Source organism: Streptomyces sp. KL109B (assembly GCF_030766935.1).
Taxonomy (GTDB): domain Bacteria; phylum Actinomycetota; class Actinomycetes; order Streptomycetales; family Streptomycetaceae; genus Streptomyces.
Map to the genome: position 1 here is coordinate 167,739 of NZ_JASERL010000002.1, position 22,965 is coordinate 190,703.

Annotated in this window: 20 protein-coding genes and 1 pseudogene; 14 read left to right on the top strand and 7 right to left on the bottom strand. The window is 71.9% G+C overall.

Translation table 11 applies throughout. The features are described 5' to 3' along the window. Positions 1–90: 90 nt before the first annotated feature. Entirely contained in the window at positions 91–561 is a 471-nt protein-coding gene (locus tag RBJ65_RS06780; RefSeq protein ID WP_306316575.1) for a MarR family winged helix-turn-helix transcriptional regulator, read from the bottom strand. 249 nt (positions 562–810) lie between these two features. Between RBJ65_RS06780 and RBJ65_RS06785 the strand changes: the two genes are divergently transcribed. The 8 genes from RBJ65_RS06785 (at position 811) to RBJ65_RS06820 (ending at position 8,578) form a co-directional block, all read left to right on the top strand. Continuing rightward, positions 811–1,566, top strand: coding sequence for a CoA transferase subunit A (locus RBJ65_RS06785; protein ID WP_306316574.1), 756 nt, complete (start codon positions 811–813; stop codon positions 1,564–1,566). A 2-nt stretch (positions 1,567–1,568) separates the two neighbouring features. Beyond that, positions 1,569–2,219 (top strand): CoA transferase subunit B, encoded by a 651-nt coding sequence (locus tag RBJ65_RS06790; RefSeq protein WP_306316573.1) that lies wholly within the window; start codon positions 1,569–1,571, stop codon positions 2,217–2,219. An 11-nt stretch (positions 2,220–2,230) separates the two neighbouring features. Beyond that, positions 2,231–3,433, top strand: coding sequence for an acetyl-CoA C-acyltransferase (locus RBJ65_RS06795; RefSeq protein ID WP_306316720.1), 1,203 nt, complete (start codon positions 2,231–2,233; stop codon positions 3,431–3,433). A 15-nt stretch (positions 3,434–3,448) separates the two neighbouring features. Further along, positions 3,449–4,222: a protocatechuate 3,4-dioxygenase subunit beta gene (pcaH, locus tag RBJ65_RS06800; protein WP_306316572.1), complete on the top strand. Its 774-nt coding sequence runs from the start codon at positions 3,449–3,451 to the stop codon at positions 4,220–4,222. A gap of 9 nt (positions 4,223–4,231) precedes the next feature. Next, complete coding sequence (gene pcaG / locus RBJ65_RS06805; RefSeq protein WP_306316571.1) at positions 4,232–4,834, top strand: protocatechuate 3,4-dioxygenase subunit alpha; 603 nt, start codon at positions 4,232–4,234, stop codon at positions 4,832–4,834. Continuing rightward, positions 4,831–6,162: a 3-carboxy-cis,cis-muconate cycloisomerase gene (gene pcaB / locus RBJ65_RS06810; protein ID WP_306316570.1), complete on the top strand. Its 1,332-nt coding sequence runs from the start codon at positions 4,831–4,833 to the stop codon at positions 6,160–6,162. The genes pcaG and pcaB overlap by 4 nt, the downstream gene beginning before the upstream one ends. Positions 6,163–6,614: 452 nt before the next feature. Continuing rightward, positions 6,615–7,733 carry a 3-oxoadipate enol-lactonase gene (gene pcaD / locus RBJ65_RS06815; RefSeq protein WP_306316569.1) on the top strand — a complete coding sequence of 373 codons (1,119 nt, stop codon included), beginning with the start codon at positions 6,615–6,617 and terminating at the stop codon, positions 7,731–7,733. A 29-nt stretch (positions 7,734–7,762) separates the two neighbouring features. Next, entirely contained in the window at positions 7,763–8,578 is an 816-nt protein-coding gene (locus RBJ65_RS06820; protein WP_306316568.1) for an SDR family NAD(P)-dependent oxidoreductase, read from the top strand. A gap of 86 nt (positions 8,579–8,664) precedes the next feature. Here RBJ65_RS06820 and RBJ65_RS06825 read toward each other — a convergent pair whose 3' ends face one another. Further along, positions 8,665–11,340: an AAA family ATPase gene (locus RBJ65_RS06825; protein WP_306316567.1), complete on the bottom strand. Its 2,676-nt coding sequence runs from the start codon at positions 11,338–11,340 to the stop codon at positions 8,665–8,667. 240 nt (positions 11,341–11,580) lie between these two features. Between RBJ65_RS06825 and RBJ65_RS06830 the strand changes: the two genes are divergently transcribed. Beyond that, positions 11,581–12,585, top strand: coding sequence for a DUF2510 domain-containing protein (locus RBJ65_RS06830; RefSeq protein ID WP_306316566.1), 1,005 nt, complete (start codon positions 11,581–11,583; stop codon positions 12,583–12,585). 148 nt (positions 12,586–12,733) lie between these two features. On the opposite strand, the gene RBJ65_RS06835 is transcribed toward RBJ65_RS06830, so the two are convergent. Further along, positions 12,734–13,375: a TetR/AcrR family transcriptional regulator gene (locus tag RBJ65_RS06835; RefSeq protein WP_306316565.1), complete on the bottom strand. Its 642-nt coding sequence runs from the start codon at positions 13,373–13,375 to the stop codon at positions 12,734–12,736. A gap of 102 nt (positions 13,376–13,477) precedes the next feature. Here RBJ65_RS06835 and RBJ65_RS06840 point away from each other — a divergent pair. Then, positions 13,478–14,218, top strand: a pseudogene (locus RBJ65_RS06840) (phosphatase PAP2 family protein); the annotation flags it as partial. 281 nt (positions 14,219–14,499) lie between these two features. After that, a complete protein-coding gene (locus RBJ65_RS06845; RefSeq protein ID WP_306316563.1) occupies positions 14,500–15,417 on the top strand; it encodes a DMT family transporter in 918 nt (305 codons plus the stop codon). A gap of 20 nt (positions 15,418–15,437) precedes the next feature. Here the strand turns inward: RBJ65_RS06845 and RBJ65_RS06850 are convergent, their stop codons facing one another. The 4 genes from RBJ65_RS06850 to tgmA form a co-directional block, all read right to left on the bottom strand. After that, the gene (locus tag RBJ65_RS06850) at positions 15,438–16,418 is read right to left on the bottom strand and encodes a phospholipid scramblase-related protein (RefSeq protein WP_306316562.1); all 981 of its coding nucleotides are present in this window, start codon (positions 16,416–16,418) and stop codon (positions 15,438–15,440) included. A 28-nt stretch (positions 16,419–16,446) separates the two neighbouring features. Beyond that, a complete protein-coding gene (locus RBJ65_RS06855) occupies positions 16,447–17,913 on the bottom strand; it encodes a carboxylesterase/lipase family protein (RefSeq protein ID WP_306316561.1) in 1,467 nt (488 codons plus the stop codon). Positions 17,914–18,049: 136 nt separating this feature from the next. Further along, complete coding sequence (gene tgmB, locus RBJ65_RS06860; RefSeq protein ID WP_306316560.1) at positions 18,050–19,060, bottom strand: ATP-grasp ribosomal peptide maturase; 1,011 nt, start codon at positions 19,058–19,060, stop codon at positions 18,050–18,052. Positions 19,061–19,074: 14 nt separating this feature from the next. Beyond that, the gene (gene tgmA / locus RBJ65_RS06865) at positions 19,075–19,266 is read right to left on the bottom strand and encodes a putative ATP-grasp-modified RiPP (RefSeq protein ID WP_266715696.1); all 192 of its coding nucleotides are present in this window, start codon (positions 19,264–19,266) and stop codon (positions 19,075–19,077) included. Positions 19,267–19,573: 307 nt separating this feature from the next. Here tgmA and RBJ65_RS06870 point away from each other — a divergent pair, with 307 nt between their 5' ends. The 3 genes from RBJ65_RS06870 to RBJ65_RS06880 all read left to right on the top strand — a co-directional run bounded on the left by RBJ65_RS06870 (position 19,574) and on the right by RBJ65_RS06880 (position 22,910). Further along, positions 19,574–20,428 (top strand): hypothetical protein, encoded by an 855-nt coding sequence (locus RBJ65_RS06870; RefSeq protein WP_306316558.1) that lies wholly within the window; start codon positions 19,574–19,576, stop codon positions 20,426–20,428. Between the two features lie 234 nt (positions 20,429–20,662). Beyond that, the gene (locus tag RBJ65_RS06875) at positions 20,663–22,024 is read left to right on the top strand and encodes an MFS transporter (RefSeq protein WP_306316557.1); all 1,362 of its coding nucleotides are present in this window, start codon (positions 20,663–20,665) and stop codon (positions 22,022–22,024) included. 85 nt (positions 22,025–22,109) lie between these two features. Continuing rightward, positions 22,110–22,910, top strand: a complete 801-nt coding sequence (locus RBJ65_RS06880) for a thioesterase family protein (protein ID WP_306316556.1) — start codon at positions 22,110–22,112, stop codon at positions 22,908–22,910. The last annotated feature ends 55 nt before the right edge of the window (positions 22,911–22,965 follow it).

A 22,965-nucleotide genomic window follows, 5' to 3' on the forward strand; every position in this document is an offset into this window, starting at 1 on the left:
GTCCGGGGCGGAACCCGACCCATCAAGCCCCTGCGGCGATTGAGCAGCGGGGTCCGGGGCGGAGCCCCGGTCTTTTGAGGCCCGTCGGCGTCAAGGGGACGTCGTCGCGGGTTCGGCGTCGCCCGGTCGCCGGAGGCTCTCCGTCGCGTCGCAGACCCGTTGGATCACGTCGAAGAAGATCGCGCGCTCGTCGCCGTCCAGCGGGGCGAGGAAGATCTGGTTCATGCGGGCCGTGCGGACGGCGAGTTTCTTGTGCGTGCGCAGACCCGCAGGCGTGAGGTGGAGCAGCCAGCGGCGGCCGTCCTGCGGATCACGGACCTTGTCGATCAGCTCGCGCCGCGTAAGCCGCGTGATCACCTCGGCGATCGTGGAGCGATCGAGCCCGACCCGCTCCCCCACCGTGCGCTGATCGAGCCCCGGCTCGGCCACCAGCGCGTTGAGCACCGCGAACTGCGGCGACGTGATCTCCTCGGAGACCACCGTGTTCCACAGCAGATAGTGCGCCTGCTGCAACCGCCGGGCGAGATGCCCGGGATGGGTGGCCAGATCCACCGCGGCCATGGCGGTCCTCCGTCTGCAGTCGTCAGTCAGTCGTCAGTCATCAGTGGTCGCGCCCGCCGAACACGGCCGTGCACTGAGCAAGGATCCGCCAAGCGCATCCCCCTTGTCGAGTCCATACACGCGTTTCCCTTGGGACTCTTGACGGTTCACACACCCAGTGGCAACGTGAGCCGCACCCAAAAAATGCTCAGTGTGCTGAGCACTTCACGAGCACTTCATGAGCAATTCGCGGAGATGAGGACGGCAGGGATGGACAAGGTTGTCGCCACGGCCGCACAGGCCGTCGCCGACGTGGGCGACGGCGCGTCGCTCGCGGTCGGCGGGTTCGGCTTGAGCGGCGTACCGAACGTTTTGATCAAGGCGCTGTACGAGCAGGGCACCGGAGACCTCTCCGTGGTGTCGAACAACTGCGGCGCCATGGACTCCGGCCTCGCCGTCCTGCTGACCGCGGGGCGGATCTCCCGCGTCACCGGCTCGTACATCGGCGCGAACAAGGAGTTCGCCCGGCAGTACCTGGCCGGTGAGATCGAGGTCGAGATGATCCCGCAGGGCACCCTCGCCGAGCGGCTCCGCTCGGGCGGCGCAGGCATCCCCGCCTTCTACACCCCGGCCGGCGTCGGCACCCAGGTCGCGGACGGCGGCCTCCCCTGGCGCTACGACGGCGAGGGCGGCGTCGCCAAGGCCTCACCGCCCAAGGAGGTGCGGGAGTTCGACGGCGTCGAGTACGTCCTTGAGCGCGGTATTCGGACGGACTTCGCGCTCGTGCGGGCCGCCAAGGGCGACCGGCACGGCAACCTGGTCTTCAACAAGTCCTCCCGGAACTTCAACCCCCTCGCCGCGCAGGCCGGAAAGGTCACCATCGCCGAGGTGGAGGAGCTGGTGGAGCCGGGCGAGATCGAGCCCGACGCCGTACACGTGCCCGGCATCTTCGTACAGCGCGTCGTCGCCCTGACTCCCGAGCAGGCCGTCGACAAGGGGATCGAGAAGCGGACGGTGAGCAACTAGCCATGGCGTGGACGCGAGAGGAAATGGCCGCGCGCGCGGCGCGTGAGCTGCGCGACGGGCAGTACGTGAATCTCGGCATCGGCCTGCCGACCCTCATCCCGAACTACCTCGGCGGCGACGTCGAGGTGATCCTGGAGTCCGAGAACGGGATCCTCGGCACGGGGCCGTACCCCACCGAGGACACCGTCGACCCGGACCTCATCAACGCGGGCAAGGAGACGGTCACCGTCCTGCCCGGCGCCGCGTTCTTCGACTCGGCGCTCTCCTTCGGGATGATCCGCGGCGGCCACATCGACGTCGCCGTGCTGGGCGCCATGCAGGTGTCCGCCAGCGGCGACCTCGCCAACTGGGCCGTACCCGGCAAGATGATCACCGGCATCGGCGGCGCGATGGACCTCGTGCACGGCGCCCGTACCGTCCTGGTCACGATGACGCACACCGCGAAGGACGGCTCCCCGAAGATCGTCGAGGAGTGCTCGCTGCCGCTCACCGGCAAGGGCTGCGTCGACCGGATCATCACCGACCTCGCCGTACTCGACGTGACGGAGCAAGACGGCCTGGAACTGGTCGAGTTGGCGCCGGGTGTCACGGCCGAAGAGGTCGTCGAGAAGACCGCGGCGAAGGTACGCGTACCGGAAGGGGTGCGGAAGTGAGCGCGATGGCAGTGAAGGACGTCTACGTCGTCGATGCCGTACGCAGCCCCATCGGGCGCTACAACGGCGCCCTCGCGGCCGTCCGCCCCGACGACCTCGCCGCCCACGCGATTCGTGAACTCGTCGCGCGTACCCCGGAGTTGGACCCGTCGCGGATCGACGACGTGTACTTCGGCAACGCCAACGGGGCGGGCGAGGAGAACCGCAACGTGGCCCGGATGGCGGGGCTGCTCGCCGGTCTTCCGACGTCCGTGCCGGGTGTCACCGTGAACCGGCTGTGCGCGTCCGGCCTGGAGGCCGTCATCCAGGCGGCCCGCGCCGTCGCGCTCGGCGACGCGTCGATCGCCGTCGCCGGCGGCGTGGAGTCGATGACCCGCGCGCCCTACGTGCTGCCGAAGAACGACAAGCCGTTCCCGGCCGCGAGCACCGAGCTGTTCTCCACCACGCTGGGCTGGCGCATGGTCAACCCGAGGATGGAGCCGCAGTGGACGGTGCCGCTCGGCGAGTCCGCCGAACTCATCGCCGACAAGCACCACATCACGCGTGATGCACAGGACGAGTTCGCGCTCGCCAGCCACCAGAAGGCCGCCGCCGCGCAGAAGAACGGCCTGTTCGACGCCGAGCTCGCGCCCGTCACCGTCCCGCGGCGCAAGGGCGATCCGGTCGTCGTCGACGGCGACGAGTCCGTACGCGCGACCACCACGCTCGAAGCGATGGCGAAGCTCAAGCCGTCCTTCCGCAAGGAAGGTGGCACGGTCACGGCGGGCAACGCCTCGCCGTTGAACGACGGCGCCGCCGCGCTGCTCCTCGTAGACGAGGAGGGTCTGCGGGCCACCGGGCGCGAGCCGCTCGCCCGGATCTCCGCGACGGGTGTCTCGGCGATCGACCCGCACTACTTCGGGCTCGCGCCCGTCGAGGCGACGAACCGGGCACTCGCCAAGGCGGGCAAGGGATTTGACGACCTGTCGACGCTTGAGCTGAACGAGGCGTTCGCCGCGCAGGTGCTCGGCTGCGTCGCCGAATGGCCCGAGTTCGACCCGGCGGTCCTCAACCCGCAGGGCGGCGCCATCGCCCTCGGCCACCCGCTCGGCGCGTCCGGCGCCCGGCTCGCCGGGACGGTCGCCCACCAGCTCGCCCGCAAGGGCTCCGGCGTCGGCGTCGCCACGCTCTGCATCGGCGTGGGCCAGGGCCTCGCGCTCGTCCTGGAACGTTAGGAAGGACCCGTCCCCATGGCTCTCACCCAGCACGACATCGACGCGGAGATCGCCGCCAAGCGCGAGGCCTACTACAAGGGTCTCGCCGAGGGCGCTCCCGTCGAGCACCACCCGCGGCGCGACTACGCCCCGTACCGCTCCTCCGCCCTCCGGCACCCCAAGCAGCCGCCGATCAACATCGACGTCTCCCAGGACCCGGAGCTGGTCGAGCTCGCCGCTCCCGCCTTCGGCGAGCGCGACATCACGAAGATCGACAACGATCTGACGATCCAGCACCCGGGCAAGCCGATCGGCGAGCGCATCACCGTCGAGGGCCGCCTCGTCGACCGCGAGGGACGGCCGCTGCGCGGCCAGCTGATCGAGCTGTGGCAGGCCAACTCGGCAGGCCGCTACGCGCACAAGATCGAGGTGCACGACGCGCCGCTCGACCCGAACTTCACCGGCGTCGGCCGCACGCTGACCGACGGCGACGGCTGGTACAAGTTCACGACCATCCAGCCGGGCCCCTACCCGTGGGCCCAGCACACCAACGCCTGGCGCCCGGCACACATCCACTTCTCCGTCTTCGGCTCGGCGTTCACCCAGCGTCTGGTGACGCAGATGTACTTCCCGAACGACCCACTGTTCCCGTACGACCCGATCCTCCAGTCGGTGACCGACGACGCGGCGCGCCGGCGGCTGATCGCCACGTATGTGCACGAGAAGTCGGTTCCGGAGTTCTCGATGGGCTACCAGTGGGACATCGTCCTCGACGGCCCGGCCGCCACCTGGATGGAAGAAGGGCGCTGACCACCAGCCATGACGAAGATCGACACCAACAACCCCGAGTCCGTGCTTCCCACCCCCTCGCACACGGTCGGCCCCTGGTACGGCTACGCGCTGCCCTTCGAAGGCGGCGGCGACATCGCCCCGACCGGCCACCCGGAGACGGTGGCCGTGCACGGCTACGTCTACGACGGCAACGGCGCCCCGGTCCCCGACGCGTTCGTGGAGATCTGGGGCGCGGACCCTGATGGCGCCCTGTCCACCATCGACGGCTCGATGCGCCGCGAGCCCTTCTCCGGCGGTTATCTGGGCCGCAACGGCGTCGAGTTCACCGGCTGGGGCCGCATCGAGACCGACGCGAACGGGCACTGGGCCGTACGCACCCTGCACCCCGGCGCGCGCGGCGAATCCGCTCCGTACCTCGCCGTCGTCATCTTCTCGCGGGGCCTGCTCCACCACCTCTACACGCGGATCTACTTCGAGGGCGACGAGGGCCTGTCCGGCGACCCGGTGCTGCGGCAGGTCGACGCCGCGCGCCGCGACACGCTGATCGCGCGGCGGCAGGCGGACGGCACGTACCGTTTCGACATCCGCCTTCAGGGCGAGGGCGAGACGGTCTTCCTGGAGTTCACGTGACGTTGTTCGACCCCGGCAGCGAGGACGCGCCCACCGAGCGCACCACCTCCGAACAGGCCTTCCTGCAGGCCCTGTTGGACGCGGAGGCGGGCCTCGCGCGGGCCCAGTCCGCGCTCGGCCTCGCACCCGCTTCGGCAGGTCGGGTGGTTACGGATGCGGCCGTCGCCGAGCGGTTCGACGCGCGGGACCTCGCGCGTCGCGCGCGCGGCGGCGGCAATCCGGTGATCCCGCTGGTGGCGGACCTCACGGCGGCGGTGGCCGAGGAGCACGCGCCGTACGCGGAGTACGTGCACCGGGGCGCGACGAGCCAGGACATCCTGGACTCGGCGCTGATGCTGGTCGCCGCGCGGACACTGGACGTGGTGCTCGACGAACTCGCGGGCATGGAAGGCGTGTTGGCGCGCACGGCACGGGAGCACCGCGACACGGTGATGCCCGGCCGTACGCTCACGCAGCACGCCGTGCCGACGACGTTCGGGCTCAAGGTGGCGGGCTGGCGTTCGCTGGTGCTCGACGCGCGGGACCGGTTGCGGGGTGTGCGCGCGGCGCTGCCGGTGCAACTGGGCGGGGCGGCGGGGACGTTGGCGGCGTTCGGGGCGTACGGGGCGGCGGACCCGTTGGAGCTGGTCGCGGCGTACGCGGGTGAACTCGGCCTTGCAGAGCCGGAGTTGCCGTGGCACGTGTTGCGGACGCCGGTGGCGGATCTGGCAGGAGCGTTGGCCTTCGCGGCGGGGGCGTTCGGGAAGATCGCGGCGGATGTGCTGGTGCTGTCCCGTACGGAGATCGGAGAGTTGGCGGAGGGTGCGGGTGGCGGTTCCTCCGCCATGCCGCACAAGGCGAACCCGGTCCGTGCGACGCTCGTCGCCGCGGCGGCCCGGCGTGCGCCGGCGCTGGCCGCGACGCTGTACGGGTGTGTGGCCGCGGAGGACGAGCGGCCCGCGGGGGCGTGGCATGCGGAGTGGGGGGCGTTGCGGGAGTTGTTGCGGGTGGTGGGGGGTGCGGGGCGGGACGCTGCCGCGATGGTTGGCGGGTTGGTGGTGCGGGCGGATGTGATGTGCGCGCATTTGTCACTGACTGGTGGGGCGATTGTGTCGGAGCGGTTGTCGGTGGAGTTGGGTGGGGTGCTTGGGCGGGGGCCGGCGAAGGAGGTTCTGGGAGCTGCGGCGCGGCGGGCCCGCGAGGAAGGTCGGCCGCTCGCCGACGCGCTGGCGGCTGATCCGGCGCTCGCGTCCGCCGACGGCGGCGTGAATGTATCCGAACTGACCGATCCGTCGCGGTACACGGGGGTCGCGGGGGCGCTCGTGGATCGGGCGTTGGGCCGCCGATGACATGTCCCCCACCCCGCCCCTTCCCGAAATCCCTGCGGGCGCGTGTCAGGGGTGGGGGGGCGGGTGGGGCGGGGCCGCACCGGTGTCCGGGACGCGTCCTCTCCCGGTCCCCCGTGGCTGGGCGCGCAGTTCCCCGCGCCCCTTACGCATGCGGCTTCGCCGCTGCTCCAGGGACGCCCCTGGGACGGCGCACGAAGTGCGCCTTTCAGAGGCGCGGGGAACTGCGCGCCCAGCCACGGACCACCGACACCCAACGACCAGCGCACCCCGTCTCCCCCAGGGGCGCCGGGAACTGCGCGCCCAGCCACGGACCACTGACACCCGACGACCGGCGCACGATCGCCTCCCTCAGGGGCGCGGGGAACTGCGCGCCCAGCCACGGACCACTGACACCCGACGGCCGACGGCCGCCGCCACACGTCCGCTCAAGTCGCCCCCTCTGGAGCCCAACCATGACGACACACCTGAACCACCTCACCGAGGGCGCCCCATCCGCCCCGCCGCTGATCCTCGGCCCCTCCCTCGGGACGAGCCTCGCCCTGTGGGACCGGGTCGCGCCCGAACTCTCGGCCAGCCACCACGTCGTACGGTGGGATCTTCCCGGTCACGGGGGATCGGACGCCGGGCTCATCCAACCCGGCGCCACCGTCGCCGACCTCGCCGACCTCGTACTCGCCCTCGCCGACCACCTCGGCATCGAACGCTTCGCCTACGCCGGCGTCTCCCTCGGCGGCGCCGTCGGCCTGCACCTCGCCGCACACCACCCGGAACGCCTCACCCGCCTCGCCGTCATCTGCTCCTCCGCCCACTTCGGCGGCGCGAAGAACTGGCAGGACCGTGCCGCACTCGTCCGCGAGGAAGGCCTCGCCGGCCTCGCCGACACCGCCCCCTCCCGCTGGTTCACCCCCGGGTTCACCGTCGAACGCCTCGTCCAGGACCACCGCGACGCCACCCCGGAGGGCTACGCCGCCTGCTGCGACGCCCTCGCCGCGTTCGACCTGCGCGACCGCCTCCCCGAGATCACCACCCCCACCCTCCTCATCGCCGGCCGCGAGGACCCCGCCACCCCGCCCGCGCACCTGCGCGAGATCGCCGACGCCGTGCCGGACGCCGAACTCGTCGAGCTGTCCGGCGCCTCCCACCTCGCCCCCGCCGAACGCCCGGAGGCGGTACTCGGCGCGCTGCGCACGCACTTCGGGCAGGCCGCCAAGCGCGGCATGGAGGTGCGCCGCGAGGTACTCGGCGACGCCCACGTCGACCGGGCGCAGTCGCGCCAGACACCGTTCACGGCCCGCTTCCAGGACTTCATCTCGCGCTACGCGTGGGGCGAGATCTGGACCGACCCCACACTCACCCGCCGCGAACGCAGCATGATCACGATGACCGCGCTCGTCGCCCACGGCCACCTCGACGAGTTCGGCATGCATGTGCGCGCCGCCCTGCGCAACGGCCTCACGCCGGACGAGATCGGCGCGGTGGTGCAGCAGTGCGCCGTGTACGTGGGTGTCCCCGCGGCCAATTCGGCGTTCGGCGTCGCCCAGCGCGTACTCACCGAGGAGGGCCTGGCCTGACTCCTCCGGACGTCGCCTAGCCTGGGCGTATGGCCACAATCCTGATCACCGGTGCCACCTCCGGCCTCGGCCGGTACCTCGCCTTCGAGCTGGTCCGCGGCGGGCATGTCGTGCTCGCCCACGGCCGGGACGAGAAACGTACGGACGCGCTCGTCCGGGAGCTGAGCGAGAACAGCGAGAACGGCGGGCGCGCCGAGGGCTTCGTCGCCGACCTCGCCTCCCTTGACCAGGTCCGCGAGCTCGGCGCCCGCGTCGCCGCCGCCCACCCCGACCTCGACGTGCTCGTCAACAACGCGGGCGTCGGCACCGGCGCGCCCGGCTCGGGCCGCGAGCTCAGCGCCGACGGCCACGAGCTGCGGCTCGCCGTGAACCTCCTCGCCCCGGTCGCCCTCACCCGCGCACTGCTGCCCACGCTGCGCGCCAACTCCCCGTCCCGCGTGGTGAATTGCGGGTCACTGGGGCAGTCCCCCATCGACTTCGACGACCTCGACCTCACGCACTCCTACAGCGGCACCGAAGCGTACTGCCGCTCCAAGTTCGCCCTCGCCGCCCACACCTTCTCCCTCGCCCGCGACCTGTCCGGCACCGGCGTCCACGTCAACGTCATCCACCCGGCGACGTACATGGACACGGCGATGGTCCGCGAGGCCGGCGTCGGCCCCCTGAACACCGTCGAGGACGGCGCGGCCGGCGTACTGGCCCTGGCCGTCGGCGAGTTGGGCGGCGAGGCCACAGCCGGCTTCTTCGACGGCGAACAACCGACCCTCGCCCACGCGGACACCTACGACCGCGAAATCCAGGACCACCTCGACACCGAACTCGACCACATCCTGTCCCCCGGGTGACCCATTCAAGCCCCTGCGGCGATTGAGCAGCGGGGTCCGGGGCAGCGCCCCGCGACCGCACCACCGTCGCCGGTGACACCAACCCGCTACCGCAACCCCCGCCCCGTCTCCAAAACCTCCCGCGCCCTGGCCGCGAGGCCATCCGCCCCACACGTACGAGCCAACTGCAACCCCCGATTGAGCTCGGACAGCGACCGCGCAGCGATCCCGTACTCGACACGCGCCACCGCGTGTTCGTACGCGCAGGGTGACGCCTCCAAATACGTCACCGCCTTGGCGTACAGGGTGAGTTGCTTCTGCCCCGACTCCAACGCGGCAGCGCACCGCAACGCCTCACCGATGGCGGTGTCCGTGCCGAAGCGTTCGGCCTGGATGCGGGCCTCGGTGGCGAGTTCGGCGGCGCGGCGCGGGTCGGTGGGGGCGAGGGCGCGGGCGAGGTCGCAGGCCCAGGGCGCCATGATGGTGTTGTGTCCGCCGCGGGCGGTGGCCGCCTTGGCCGCGGTCTCCAGTTCGTTGATGCCCTCCTCGACGCGGCCGACGGCCAGCAGCAGCCGCCCCCGCACCGAGTGCGCGTCCGGCAGAACCACCGTCGACGGGTACGGCGGACCGAAGGAGTACCGCTCGGCGATCTCCATGGCCTCGTCCGCCTTGCCGCGGGCCAGCAGGGTGTCTATGAGCATGCACGCCGCGTCCCAGTGCATGGGCAGCCCGCGCCCGACGCGGTCCGCGAGCCGCAGGCCCTCGCGCAGGAACGCTTCGGCATCGGTGAGCCGACCGCGCCTGCGATGGACGTATCCCACGAAGGCGTGCGCGAGCGCGAGGTGGCCGCCGCTCCAGCCGGCCGTCTCGTACGTGCGCAGCGCTTCGCTGAACATGCTCTCGGCGCGGTCGAGCCGGTCCGCGTACAGGTACGAGACGGTGAGCATGGCGAGGACCTCGAAGCCCCATTCGGGGTCGGTCCAGCCGAGGCCCGGCGCGAGGCGGTTGTTGACCATGGCGCGGTCGCAGCGCTCGACGACCTCCTCCGCGTTCTCCCCGCGGGTCATCGCGTCGAAGGCGCGCAGCATCAGCAGGACCCGCTCCGGGTTGTCGCGGCCCGCGAGCCGGTCGGCGAGTTCGGCGAGGCGGCGGGAGCGGCCGGGGGAGTCCTCCTCGCCGGTGTGGATGCCTTCCCACATGAAGTGCATGGCCTGGAGGCGCAGCCGGGCGTGTCCTGGCGCGAGGCGTTCGGCCTCCTCGTCGATGAGCCGCAGCGCCTCCTCCAACTGGTCGTTGTGGACGAGCGCCTGGGACAGCCGGCACACCGCGTCGACCCGCAGGTCCCCTTCGAGCCCCGGTGTCGTGTCGAGCGCCTCCGTGAGGTGGCCGATGGTGGTGGCGGGCGAGGTGAGGAGCGTGGCGCAGCCCAGTTCGTAGAGGACTTCGGGGCGCAGTTCGGGCAGCGGCGGCTCAAGGAGGGCCCGCTCCAGGCAGCGGCGGGCGGCCTCGGGGGCGCCGACGGCGAGGTGTTCGCCCGCGGCGGCGCGCATTTGCTCGACGAGTTCGATGTCGTCGTCCGGGTGCACTTCGAGGAGGTGCCGGGAGGCCGCGGCGGGGCCGTGCCCGGACGCGGTCACCGCCCAGGCGGCCTGGCCGTGCATGGCGGTGCGGGTGGCGGGCGGGATCGCGTCGTAGACGGCGGAGGCGATCAGCGGGTGCACGAACTCCAGGGTGCTGTCGTCCCCGTACGTGTCGTCGGTGAGGATGCGGGCGGCGACCAGGCGCTCGGCGCAGCGGCCCGCCTGCTCCGGGTTCATGCCGGCGAGCAGCGCGGCGAGGCCCGGTTCGATGCGGGTGCCGAGGATGGCGGCGGCCCAGGCGAACCGGGTGGCCTCGGTGCCGAGCCCTTCGAGCCGGGTGACGAGGCCGCGGCCGCGCGCCGAACTGTTCAGGGCGCGCAGTTCGGCCGCCGAGTCCTCCTCGGGGCGCAGCTCGGCGTCCTGCACCTTGGCCAGCAACTCGACGGTCTCGTACGGGTTTCCGCCGGTGACCGCCCACACCTCGCGGCAGAACGGCTCGTCGGCGTACGCGCCGAGGGTGGCACGGGTGAGGCCCGCGGTGGCGGCGGGGGTGAGGGCGCGCAGCCTGGTGGCGCCGGGGCGGGCGGCGGCGGCCACGGCGTCGAGGCAGGCGGCGGCCCGCGGGTCCTCGGCCTCGCGCTGCGCGACGACGACGAACACCGGCAGGTCGTCGAGGCGTTCGGCGAACGCGGCGAGCCACTCCAGGGTCTCCAGGTCGGCCCAGTGCGCGTCGTCGATGAGCAGCACCAGCGGCCAGTGCAGCCGGGCGAGGCGGGCGGCGGCCGCGACGAGTCCGTCGCGCACGCCCTGCGGGTCGGCCTGCCGCCCGGTGGGCTCGGCGATGCCGAGGGCAGGGCCCGCGATGTCGTACCAGTCGCCGAAGTACTCGCGGGCCTCGTCCTCGGAGAGCGACACGAGGGCGGGCTGCAGGAGTTGGCGTACGACGTTGAAGGGGACGGAGGTGACGGTCTCGCCGCCGCGCGCGGACCACACGGTGGCCCGCCCTGCCGCCATCTCGCGCACGCGGGCGAGCAGCGCGGTCTTGCCGATGCCGGCCTCTCCCTTGTAGACGGTGAGGCTGCCCGAGGCCGCGGAGTCCGCGTACAGGTCGTCGAGGGCGCGGGCCACGACGTCGAGTTCGGGCTCTCGCTCCCAGAGTTGAGGGCCGGAGGGCGCGGCGTCGGCGTGCCGTCCCTGGGTCATCCCGCAGCCTCCTGTAGTCACATGGATTGATCGACGTACCGGTCACGAGACTAGTCGGGGAGCCCTTCGCTTCGTGGGGCCTCGCGACAGCCGGTGACATTTGGTCGGAGATGGGGGTCTCTGGGCCGGAGTTGAGGGCCTCGGAACGCCACGGTAACGATCGCGACCGCAATAACGATCCCGTCGGCAATGCCGCCCCCTCTCATCTCCTTTTCAGCCGCGCCTCATACTGTTCCGTCCATGACGTCGCAGACTCCCGCAGGCTGGTACCCCGATCCGGGGCAGGTGCCAGGCGGCCCGCGCACCGAACGCTGGTGGGACGGCGCCCGCTGGACCGACCAGACCCGCCCCGCCGCCACGACCCCGCCGCCGCCCGAGACGAATCCGGCATACCCCAACTACCCGGGCGATCCGGGGCAGTTGCCGTCCAAGCCGCGCGGCCGGGGGCGAATAGCCATCGCCGCGGGCATCGCGGTCGTGGTGCTCGCGGGCATCGGAACCGGCGTCTACGCGCTCACCTCGGGTGGCGGCGGCGGAAAGAACGAGAAGGCGGACTCCCGCTCGGAGCACCCCGGGAGCCCCGAGGACCCCAAGGACCCCAAGGACCCGAAGGGGCAGGGCGGTCCGGGCGACGGCGAGAGCCCGTCCCCGGACTCGCCCGGGTCCTCCCCTCGCCCGCCACTCGACGAGGGGTACGCCACCGACGTCGGCAACGGCGTCGCGATCCCGGTCATCAAGAACTGGACCGGCACCGACGGCCTGGGCCTCGCCGGCGTCACGGTCGGCCCGTACCCGTGCCCCAACGCCCCGGACCAGAGCTGCGTGAAGGGCGGCGCGACCACGTCGTCGGCGAAGCGCCTCAAGCTCGACGCGAAGGCGCCCGAGGCGGCCGCGAAGGAGGACATCGCCAAGAACGCGAAGTCGTCCTACGGCGGCAAGACCTACGAGGGGATCACGAAGCACAAGGAGCTGTTCTCGAAGGCGGTCACGGTCGCCGGGCAGAAGGGCTACCGGGTGCGCTGGAGCGTGGAGACGAAGTCGGGCGTCGACGCGTGGGTGGAGTCCGTCGCCTTCCGCTCGCCCGCCAACCCGGGCAAGCTCGTCGTGCTGCGCGCCGGCGTGGACGTCCCGCGCACCGCCATGGACAAGGCGAAGGGCCCGGACGCCGGGTCGATCGACAAGATCGTCAAGGGCGTCAAGAAGGCCGAGGTCACCGGCGACGGCGACACCGGCGAGAACGTCTGAGCCCACCCGTCGGGGGAGATTCGGCCGGGCGGGTCCCCCTCCGCTCAAGGAGGAACCCGCCCGGCCGGGGGTGCGCGCCGCCCCCGTCCCCACGGTGCGGCGCGGGCAGACCACCGGCCGGTCATCCCTGCGGCCGGCGGCCTCCCGTTCAGATGGTCCGACCCTCCGGGGTCAGACCGAGCCCCGGAAGCAGCGCGCGCTCCACGAAGCGGACCAGGTACTCCGCGTCGGCGTCGCGCCCTTCCAGGATGGGCCGGCTGCGCATGACTCCGAAGAGCTGCGCCGCCAGGTAGGGCAGTGCGGGATGGTCCGCGGCGATCTCGCCGCGCTCCACCGCGCGCTTCACCATCGCGTCGATCGACGCGAGTTCCGGCTCGATCAGCGCCTCGCGCAGCGCGCCCTTCAGCTCGTCGTCCTGGAGGGCGGCGTGCCCGAGGGCCTGTACGAGGACGGTGTCCGGTCTGGCCTGCGACGCCGCGTTGCGCGCGGCGGCCACGAGGTCCCCCGCGAGCGTACCCGTATCGGCTGTGAAGAACTTGGCGCACCGTCCGGCCCGCAGCGCCGCGGCCACGAGCTGCGGCTTCGTCTTCCACTGCCGGTAGAGCGTGGACTTGCTGCAACAGGCCTGAGCGGCGACGCCCTCCATGGTGAGCGCCCCGTACCCCTGCTCCCGCAGCTGTTCGAGGACCACGTCGAAGAACTCCTGGGCCCGCTCCGGGCTGATCTTCGAGCGGCGCGAGGCGGTGGGTGCGGCCTCGGTGGCCCCGGTGGCCTTGTCTCGCGTCGTCATGGCCCTCACTCCTCGGGTCGGCGGCAGTGTCGATGAGATCACACCGGCCTATCGATACGCCAGTGTACCGGTACGCCACCGTATCGGTACACTGGCGTATCGATGAACGGGAACACACAGGAGCCGCGGCAGCACGGGCAGCACGCCGCCCGGCCACCCCTGATACGCGAGCTGCTGCTGGTCGTGGGGCTTTTCCTCGTCTACAAGCTCGGCCGGCAACTGGCCAACGGCCACACCGCCGAGGCCTTCCACAACGCCGACCGCGTGTGGAGCTTCGAGCGCGCCGCGCACCTCCCCGGCGAGGGCGCGGTGCAGGACGTCCTGCTGAGCAGCGACACCCTCGTCCACGCCGCGAACGTGTATTACGCGTCCGTGCACTTCCCGGCGACGATCGCGCTGCTCGTCTTCCTCTATCTGCGCCGCCCGCGCCACTACCTGTGGACGCGCCGCGCGCTCGCCGCGCTCACGGCGGCGGCGCTCGTGCTGCACCTGACGTTCCCGCTGGCGCCCCCGCGGCTGCTCGCCGCCACGCACCTCGTCGACACGGCGCAGGTCTACGGCCCCTCGGTGTACGCCGCGAAGCCGGCCACGGACACGATGGCCAACCAGTTCGCGGCGATGCCCTCGCTGCACTTCGGCTGGGCCCTGATGGTCGCGATCGGCCTGATCGCCGCGGTCCGCTCGCGGTGGCGCTGGCTGTGGCTCCTTCACCCGCTGGTCACGCTGCTGGTGATCGTCGGCACCGCCAACCACTACTGGCTGGACACGATCGTCGCGACGCTGCTGCTCGGCGCCGCGCTCGCCGTGATCCGCCTGCCGCGCTCGATCGAACCGGCCACCGGCTTCTGGCGCCACCTGTTCCCGGTGCCCGCCCCCGCGACGGCGCCGCACATCGCGGACTTCCACGCCACCCCGACGCCCTGGACGACTCCGGCCGCGGCCACGCTCCGTACGCCGCCGGGCTCGCTCACGGTCGCCGACGTGCTCGACGCGGCGCCCCCGAGACACATCCCGGTCCAGGTGTCACGGACCCCGGGCTCCACGTCGGCCGTGACCTCGGCCGTGACCTCGCCCCAGCCCGTCACCCAGCCCCTCGCCCACCCCGTCGTCACCGGAGCGGCACGATGACCGCCACCCTGCTCGCCGTCGCGCTCTCCCTCGTCTCCGCCGTGGCGTACGCCGCCGCGGCCGTGGCCCAGGAACGGCTCGCCGCGAGGTCGGGGGCGGGCACGTTGCGGCTGCTCGGGACGGGGGCCTGGTGGTGGTCTGTCGGCCTCAACGCCTCGGCCGCGCTGCTGCACGTCGCCGCGCTCAAGTACGGCCCGCTCACCCTGGTCCAGCCCCTGGGCGCGCTCACGCTCGTCGCGGCGGTACCGCTGGGCGCGCGGCTGGCGGGGCGTCGGGTCACGGCGGGCGAATGGCGCGGCACCGCCCTCACCCTCGCGGGCCTCGGCGCCCTCCTCGTCACGGCCTCAGGGCCCGCCCCCGACGACACGCTCTCGCTGCCCGAGGCCCTGGGCGTCGCCGGAGTCACGGCGGCCCTCATCGGCGTGCTCTCCCGCCGCGGCGCGAAGCCGGGCCTGCGCCACGCCACCGCCTCCGGCATCGCATCGGGCGTCGCCTCCGCCCTCACCCAGACCGTGACGGTCGCGGTCACCGACCGCTCGGGCCCGCTGCTCGACGTACGAGTGATCGCGGTCGCCCTCCTGGTCGCGGCCTTCGCCGCGGGCGGCCTCCTCCTGTCCCAGACCGCCTACCGCGGCGGCCTCGGCGCCCCCTTGGCCATGGTCACCCTCGCCAACCCAGTAGCCGCCTCACTCATCGGCCTGGCCCTCCTGGGCGAACACCTCCAGGGCGGAGCGGCCGGCTGGGCCCTCGCAACCCTGGGCGCTCTCCTGGCCACGGCCGGCGTTGTCCTTCTCACACACACCACGACACAGGACACCCCTGCGTCGACCGGGACACCAGGTGAGCCCCATCAAGCCCCTGCGGCGATTGAGCAGCGGGGTCCGGGGCAGAGCCCCGTGCCCGCAACAACGTAGGACCGCAACGGGAGCACGGCTCACCCGAACCCGCGTGAGTCCTGCTTCAACGCCGTGTCAACGGTCAACGCCGTCGCGACAACAAGGCTCAACAACGGCTCCGGCAACTGATAGTGCACCTGCAACACATAGTTGTCGGCCGTCGTGAACATCGTCTTCGCCAGCCCCTCCCACGTCTTCGTGATCCGCGCGACCTCGTTGTCCGCGTGGTCGACGATCGCGAAGTTCCAGGCCCGCCAGTTCTCCGCCTTGATGGCGCCGACCTGCTGCCCGTTCACGTTCATCGCGAAGTTGATCTTCCCGATGGCGTTCTGCTGGACGATCTCTCCGACCGGCGACCCGTCGGGCCGCTCGACGAGCACCTTCGACTTGATGAACTTCGCCGGCCGCGTGAGCACCATGAGCGGCTGCCCGTACGCGTCCCGGATCTCCAGCTTGTGCGTCATGAACTGGTCGACGCTGGCGACGAACCGCAGCGCCTTCTTCATGGCGCTCTGGCCGATCTGGACCACGGATCCCAGCGGATTGCCGTGCTGATCCATGACGCTGTACTCGTTCGTCAGCTCGATCAGCTTGGCCTTCTGGTTCACGACGAGCACCGGCTCGGTGAACAGCGTGCCGCCACCCTGGCCTGCCCCGGCGACCCCGGCCTGCTGCCGCACCTGACGCTGCACCTTCGCGGGATCGGTGTACTGCGGCTGGGGCTGGCCGTACGGCGGCTGCTGGGGCTGGCCGTACTGCGGCTGCGCTTGCTGCTGCGGCTGCGCGAACGGCTGCTGCGGCTGGGGCTGAGCCGGCGCGAACTGCGGCTGCTGCGGCTGCGCTTGCGCTTGTTGTTGCTGCTGCGGCACCTGCGCCTGAGCCGGTGCCTGCGCCTGCACCTGCACCTGCGCGGCATGCGTGTGCTCGGTCCACTGGGCGCCGTCCCACCACCGCAGGGTCTGGGGGGTTCCCTGGGGGTCCGGGTACCAGCCTGCCGGGGTGTTCGAATGCGTCGTCACCGGGGCACACTATCGCGGGCCAGGGGCCTCAGCGCACCCCCTCCCACAGCCCCCTCTCGGCCGCCCGCGGATCCGCCTCGACCCGGCAGTCTCCCGCGTCGAACACCATGGTCGCCCGCTCCCCCGCCGGGTCGTACGCGCCCCACCCCGGATCCCCGGTCGCGGCGAACTCGACCCACGCCCCGTGCATCGCCCGCGCCAACTCCTCCGGAGCGTCCTTGCCCGCCAGCGCGACGTAGTCCGGATCGTCGACGCGGTCGAAGACGAACCCCAGCTCCAGGGCGTGGCACGCGCCCAGCTCCCCGCCGAACTGCGGGGACCGCCACGCGAATTCGTACAGGTACGAGCCGGGCACCGCCTCCGCGAGCCGCACCGCCGGGATCCGCCAGAACCAGTCGGTGACGATGGCGTCGAGGAGTTCCCCGGGGCTCGCCCCGGGCCGGCTCGCCCGGTACCCCGCGAGATCGGCCCCGAAGGCGTCCGCTCCCCGCCGCACCCGTCCCTCGCTGATCGTGGTGAACCGCCCGGTCGGCACCATGTAGAGCCGGTTCTCCTCCCGGTTGCTGCCGACGAGCAGATCCACCCCCGGGTCCACGCCCGCACCCGCGCCGGGCCCCGGCGGCGTCCCGTCCTCCGCGACCGGCTCGAACACCATCCCGTTGAGCGCCGCGTCGCCCCACACCGCCGGGTCGGGGCGCCGCCGGAACTCCTCGGACAACGCGTTCTGCGCGGCGACCAGTTCCGGCAGCGGCACCGCTGCGAACGCCTCGGCCGTGTGCGCCACCCCGAGCCGCTCCGCCGTCCGCTCCCCGATGCGGCGCGCGGTATCAGGTCGTACGAAGTGGTGGCAGGCGCCGCTCTGCAGCACGGCACGCCGGAACAGGCCGCGGGCGGCCGGGTCCACCAGCAGCCGCCCGATGGCCACGGCGCCCGCCGACTCCCCGAACACGGTCACCCGGTCCGGATCCCCGCCGAACGCCGCGATGTTGTCGCGCACCCACTCAAGCGCGGCGATCATGTCGAGCAGCCCCCGGTTGTCGGGCGCCCCGGGAAGGTGCAGGAATCCGTCCACGCCCAGGCGGTAGTTGACGCCGACGAAGACGACTCCGTCGCGGGCGAAGGTGTCGCCGCGGTAGCCGGAGGAGTTCGCGGAGCCGTTGGAGAAGGAGCCGCCGTGCAGCCAGACCATGACGGGGAGGCGGGCGCCCGGTCCCGGCTCGGGGGTCCAGATGTTCAGGTTGAGGCAGTCGGGGCCGTCCTGGCTCGTCTCGGGGATGAGCGCGTCGAAGGGCGGGGCGTACGGGGCCTTGGGCGCGGTCGGCCCGTAGGCCGTCGCGTCCCGTTCGCCGGTCCACGGCTCGGCGGCCTTGGGCGCGGCGAAACGGCGCGGGCCGAACGGGGCGGCGGCGTACGGCACTCCGAGGAAGGCGGCGATGCCGTCCTCGGTGCGGCCGCGCAGGGTTCCCTGCCTGGTGACTGCGGTGGCGTCGGTCATGCGGTGGGGCTCCCTCGGCGCGGTGGTCTACGGGCGGCGGCCTGCGGTCGGCCACTCCTCTCGTACCGCGCCGCCCACCGCCGCGTAAAGATCACGGCGACGTCGTGTCAGCCACACCCGCTGAGCCACATCCCGGTCAGCCACACCCCGCGCCGCCGAGCGCCCGCTCGCCGTCCTCACCGGCGGCGCGTACGGGCCCGAGGGGTTCGCCCGCGAGCCACTGGGCGACGGCGCGGCCGATGGGCTGCCCCGTCTCTATCTCTATGAAGCCGAACTGGCCCGACTGATTGCACTCCAGGAACCACCAGATGCCGTCGGCGTCCTCGGCGAAGTCGAAGGCGCCGTACGCCAATTGGGCCCGCGTCAGGTAGGACCGCACCGCGTCCGCGACGCGCCGGGGCACGGGTGCCGGGCGCCAGGGGCCCGCCGCGGCGTCGAAGCGCACGTCGTCCACGCCCGGCGCGTCGTCGCGGGCGTCCGGCGAGCTCTCCGCGCGCGCGGCGAACAGCCGGTCGCCCACGCAGGTCAGGCGGATGTCCGCGGCCCTGCGCACCCGGCGCTGCAACAGCGTGGGCCCGTTCGCGACGTCCCGGTAGTCCTCGCCCGGGCGCACGCGCGTGGTCGGCACGGCGAGCCCGGCGTCGTCGGGGTGCTTCCCGGAGACCGGCTTCACGATGAGGTCGGGGTAGCGCTCGGCGAACTCGCGGGCGGCGCGCGGGAATGTGGTGATCAGCGTGGCGGGCACCGGGAGGCCGCAGGCGCGCGCCAGCCACAGCTGCCACGGCTTGTGGCGGGCCTGGCGGGCGGAGTCGGGGTGGTTCATCCAGCGCGCCTCGGTGCACCGCAGCATCCCGTACAGGGACTGCGAGGCCTCTTCGGCGAGCCAGGAGGACGTGCCGTGCGCGCGGGAGGCGGCCGCTCCGGGGCGGCGCACCCATATGGAGCGCAGTCCGCCCATGCTGACGACCCGGCCACCGACCGACAGATGGCCGTGGAACGTGCCGTGCGCGAACTCGCCCGACACGCCTACGCCGCCGGGCAGTTCGGCGGGGTCGAGCCGCAGGACGGGGATTCCATTGGCGTTCAATTCGACGACGGCCATGTCGGCCGTCACATCCTGTTCACTCGTCAGGATCAGCACGGTCATTTGCGCTGGGCCGTTCAGTCGTCGAAATGGGTTTTGGAGCCTGCGGTGGAGGTGGTGGCCGCGAACTCCCGCAACACTGCGTAGTCGCGCGCGGCCACTGCGCCGTCGGCCAGCACGTTCAGCTGCAGTGTTGCGTCGTACATGTACGGCGCTCTGACCTCTGCCTCTCGCGTGGGGCGGGCATAGTTCAGTGCGAACGGTCGCATGAGCTCTCCTAGTTGGGGGTGCGCCAAGTCAAGCGCATGGTGACTCTCCGACGTCACACCTCCGGCGGATTTCTCGGTCTCATTTTGGTAAGACGCGTCACACCCGGGAGGAGTTCATTCCGCCACGCTGCGTAATGACACAACGTCAGCCAGGTAATGTCGGGCCAAAGGCGGGGGCTTTGTGGTCACTCCACCTATACGGCGCCTTTACAACCCTTTACATCTTCGGGTACGACCGTACGGCGACAATCCGCCACCCTCCCCGAACGCCCCCTGTGCGCAAGGATCATGGGGCAGGCTGATCTCCATGACCCGGCACACGAGACGCACCGCACTGACCCTCGCCACCGCGCTGGGAGCCCTGGGCGCCCTGACGCTCGGGGCGGCCACGGCGTCCGCGGCAGCCACGGCGACCGCGACGCCCGTCTGGACGGAGACCGGTACCTCACATGTGAACTCGCTGACCGGCAGCCAGGGTTTGGCGTCCCGGGCCGACGGCACTCTCGTGTACCGCGGCCTCGCCTCGGTCCCGCTGTCGCTGCGCGCGGCGGGCTGGACGCATGTGGGAGACCCGGACGTGGCCGGCGGCTACACCTTCGACGCGTATCAGGGAGGGGACACGGCGACGAAGAAGATGTTCGCGCTGACATCTCCGTCGGGTACCCGCACGACCTTTGAACACGCCCTGGACGAGGGCGAGTTGCTCAACAACTCCTTCGCCGCGGTGTCACCCGACACCCAGTGGCTCGTCTCCGGCGAATGGGGCACACGGGACAGTCTCCAGGTCTTCCCCACCCCCGTGTTCAACCCCTCCGCACCCGGCCCCGGCGGCAACCTCCCGCAGGCCGGCCGGATATCCCTCGACAAGCCGGTCACCAACATCCAGGGCTGCGACTTCACGGACGCCACCCACCTCGTGTGCTCCTCCGACGCCGAGACCAAGGAGGTCCTCGACGTCACCCTGGACCGGCCGCTGGACGGCGCCCCGGTCACGGGCCGCGTGACCTCCGCCTTCGCGATCCCCCAACGCAGCGTCTGCAAGGGCACGTTCGAGTCCGAGGGTATCGACTACGACACCGCGCGGGGCACACTGCGCGTGGAGATGGTGCCTCCGGCGCCGTGCCTCGTGACCACGGCGGTCATCGGCTATACGCGGGGGTGATCGGCTCGGGGGCTGCCCGTGACGTGCTTCACGTCCGGTGCGGCCTCGTACGTCGCCTGTGGGGCCGATCCGACAAATCATGGCGGAGTGACGTAGGGTTCTTCGCCGCGGCCGCTGCCGCCCACCCGTGTTCAGCGATGTCCAGGGCGCCGGCGGCCTTTGTCACACCCCTCCCCCACAGACGCGCCGGCCCTGAACGGCGCCCTACTGCCGATCCCGGAACGAGGCACCACCGTGACCGAGACCAGTACCCGTCCCGTCCCCGCGGCCGACCCGCCACCACCCGCACGCTCCCTGTCGGTGAAGCGCCGCCGCTTCCTGACGAAGCTGAGCGTGGTGATCGCGGGCGGCATGTTCATCGACGGGTTCATCCTCGGCAGCACGGGCGTCGTCATGCCGGCGATATCCGAGGACCTGGGCCTGTCCTCCACCGGCGAAGGACTGATCGCCGCGGCCGCGCTGCTCGGCATCTTCCTCGGCGGCCCGATCGGCGGCTATCTGGCCGACCGCTTCGGCCGCAAATCGATGTTCACCATCGACCTCGCCCTGTTCCTGATCTGCTCCGTGGGCCAGTTCTTCGTGACGGAGGCCTGGCAGCTCGTCGTGGTCCGCCTCGTCATGGGCCTGGCGATCGGCGCCGACTACTCGATCGGCTGGCCGCTGCTCGCCGAGTTCGCCCCCGCCCGGCTGCGCGGCCGGCTCCTCGCCGTACAGGAAGTCGCCTGGTACGTCGGCTACCTCATCTCCTACGCGGCGGGGTACGTCCTGATCTCGTCGACGTCCGTCAGCTGGACCGTCGTCCTCGGCCTCAGCACCGTGCCGACCGTCATCGTCCTGCTGCTCCGGCTCGGCACGCCGGAGTCGCCGCGCTGGCTGATGAGCAAGGGCAGGACCGAGGAGGCCACCGCCCTGGCCGACGAGTACCTCGAAGAGGAGGACCAGCGCGACCTGCACACCCCGGCGCCGCGCACCGAGGGCGGCTTCGGCCGGCTCTTCTCCCCCGAGTACCGCAAGGCCACGATCTTCGTCAGCGTCTTCTGGGTCTGCAACGTCACCCCGTACTTCGCCATCGGCGCCTTCGCGCCCACCGTCCTGGAACACCTCGGCATCAAGGACGGCCTGACCGGCGCACTCGCCATCAACGGCCTCGTGGTCATCGGATCGATGGTCTCCGTGCTCCTCATCGAGCGCGTCGGACGGCGCAAGCTGGCCGTCCCGCCGTTCTGGATCTCCACCGTCGCCCTGGTCGTCGTCGCCTTCTTCTCCGGCGCCTCCGCCACCCTCGTCCTCGTCTGCTTCCTCGTCTTCTCCCTGGTCAACGCCGCGTCCACGGCGCTGTCCGGGGTGTACCCGGGCGAGGTGTTCCCGACCGAGATCCGCGGCGCGGGCGTCGGCTTCGCCACCGCGGTCTCCCGGGTCGGCGCGGCGGCGGGCACCTTCCTCCTGCCGCTCTCCGTCGACAGCCTCGGCACCTCCGCGACGATGCTGATCGCGGCCGCCATCAGCCTGATCGGCGGCATCGTCTCGCACCGCCTCGCCCCCGAGACCAAGGGCCTCACCCTGAGCCAGGCCTGCGCGCCGACGCGGTCGGCCTGACGCGGCGAGGACCTGGGACCGGTCGCGTTCAGGATGTGTGAACGGGGGCAGCGGCCACTGCGGCCCGGCCCGTACAACGGTCGGCATGAGCAAGCATGCCGCTTCCCCCGCCTTCTACCGCCGCATCGACGAGGGGCTGTATTCGAGCGGTCCGTCCACCGCGGGGCCATGGAGTCCGACGGCGCAGCACGGCGGCCCGCCTTCCGCGCTCCTGGGTCGAGCCCTGGAGAAGCACGCGGCCCGGGACGGGTTCCGTATCGCCCGCGTCACGCTGGAGCTGCCCCGCCCGGTCCCGGTCGGCGACCTCCAGGTCCACGTCCGGACCCGACGCTCGGGTGGGCGCACCGAGTTGCTGGAGGGTGAGCTGACCGCGGGCGGCAAGGAAGTACTGACCGCACGCGCCTGGAGGGTGGCCGAAAGCCCCGCCACCACTCCACGGCTCCGCCCCACCGCCCCACCCCCTCAACTGCCTCCCCCGCAGCTCGCGCACACGATGACGGGCGCTCACATGGACGGCTACATTTCCGCCATGGAATGGCGCTTCGTCGAGCCAGGCACCGGCTTCGACACCCCCGGCCCCGGCACTGCCTGGGTACGCCAGCGCATCCCCTTGGTGGACGGCGAGGAGGACACTCCCCTGACACGAGCGCTCACCGTCGCCGACAGCAGCTGGGCCGTGGCCTTCGAACTCGACCACCACAAGGGCCTCGTCATCAATACCGACGTCACGCTGGCGCTGCACCGCGCCCCCGTCGGCGAGTGGTTCTGCGTACGCTCGGCGACCGCCGCCAGTCCCCACGGCTCGGGGCTGGCCCTCGGACAACTCGACGACGAGGCCGGGGACTGCGGCCGCGTCCTGCAGACCCTGCTGGTCGCCGACCGCTGACCGCTGAATCCGCCAAACCGCGTGTGAGCAGCGGGTTTCCCGGGTTAGCGTCAGG

What these genes read in the sequence shown, in the direction of transcription:
- pcaD (WP_306316569.1), top strand. Translation starts at nt 6,615, where the DNA reads ATGACGACACACCTGAACCACCTCACCGAGGGCGCCCCATCCGCCCCG.
- RBJ65_RS06870 (WP_306316558.1), top strand. Translation starts at nt 19,574, where the DNA reads ATGACCCGGCACACGAGACGCACCGCACTGACCCTCGCCACCGCGCTG.
- tgmA (WP_266715696.1), bottom strand. Translation starts at nt 19,266, where the DNA reads ATGCGACCGTTCGCACTGAACTATGCCCGCCCCACGCGAGAGGCAGAG.
- RBJ65_RS06835 (WP_306316565.1), bottom strand. Translation starts at nt 13,375, where the DNA reads ATGACGACGCGAGACAAGGCCACCGGGGCCACCGAGGCCGCACCCACC.
- pcaH (WP_306316572.1), top strand. Translation starts at nt 3,449, where the DNA reads ATGGCTCTCACCCAGCACGACATCGACGCGGAGATCGCCGCCAAGCGC.
- tgmB (WP_306316560.1), bottom strand. Translation starts at nt 19,060, where the DNA reads ATGACCGTGCTGATCCTGACGAGTGAACAGGATGTGACGGCCGACATG.
- RBJ65_RS06845 (WP_306316563.1), top strand. Translation starts at nt 14,500, where the DNA reads ATGACCGCCACCCTGCTCGCCGTCGCGCTCTCCCTCGTCTCCGCCGTG.
- RBJ65_RS06820 (WP_306316568.1), top strand. Translation starts at nt 7,763, where the DNA reads ATGGCCACAATCCTGATCACCGGTGCCACCTCCGGCCTCGGCCGGTAC.
- RBJ65_RS06825 (WP_306316567.1), bottom strand. Translation starts at nt 11,340, where the DNA reads ATGACCCAGGGACGGCACGCCGACGCCGCGCCCTCCGGCCCTCAACTC.
- RBJ65_RS06790 (WP_306316573.1), top strand. Translation starts at nt 1,569, where the DNA reads ATGGCGTGGACGCGAGAGGAAATGGCCGCGCGCGCGGCGCGTGAGCTG.
- RBJ65_RS06880 (WP_306316556.1), top strand. Translation starts at nt 22,110, where the DNA reads ATGAGCAAGCATGCCGCTTCCCCCGCCTTCTACCGCCGCATCGACGAG.
- pcaG (WP_306316571.1), top strand. Translation starts at nt 4,232, where the DNA reads ATGACGAAGATCGACACCAACAACCCCGAGTCCGTGCTTCCCACCCCC.
- RBJ65_RS06830 (WP_306316566.1), top strand. Translation starts at nt 11,581, where the DNA reads ATGACGTCGCAGACTCCCGCAGGCTGGTACCCCGATCCGGGGCAGGTG.
- RBJ65_RS06785 (WP_306316574.1), top strand. Translation starts at nt 811, where the DNA reads ATGGACAAGGTTGTCGCCACGGCCGCACAGGCCGTCGCCGACGTGGGC.
- RBJ65_RS06780 (WP_306316575.1), bottom strand. Translation starts at nt 561, where the DNA reads ATGGCCGCGGTGGATCTGGCCACCCATCCCGGGCATCTCGCCCGGCGG.
- RBJ65_RS06855 (WP_306316561.1), bottom strand. Translation starts at nt 17,913, where the DNA reads ATGACCGACGCCACCGCAGTCACCAGGCAGGGAACCCTGCGCGGCCGC.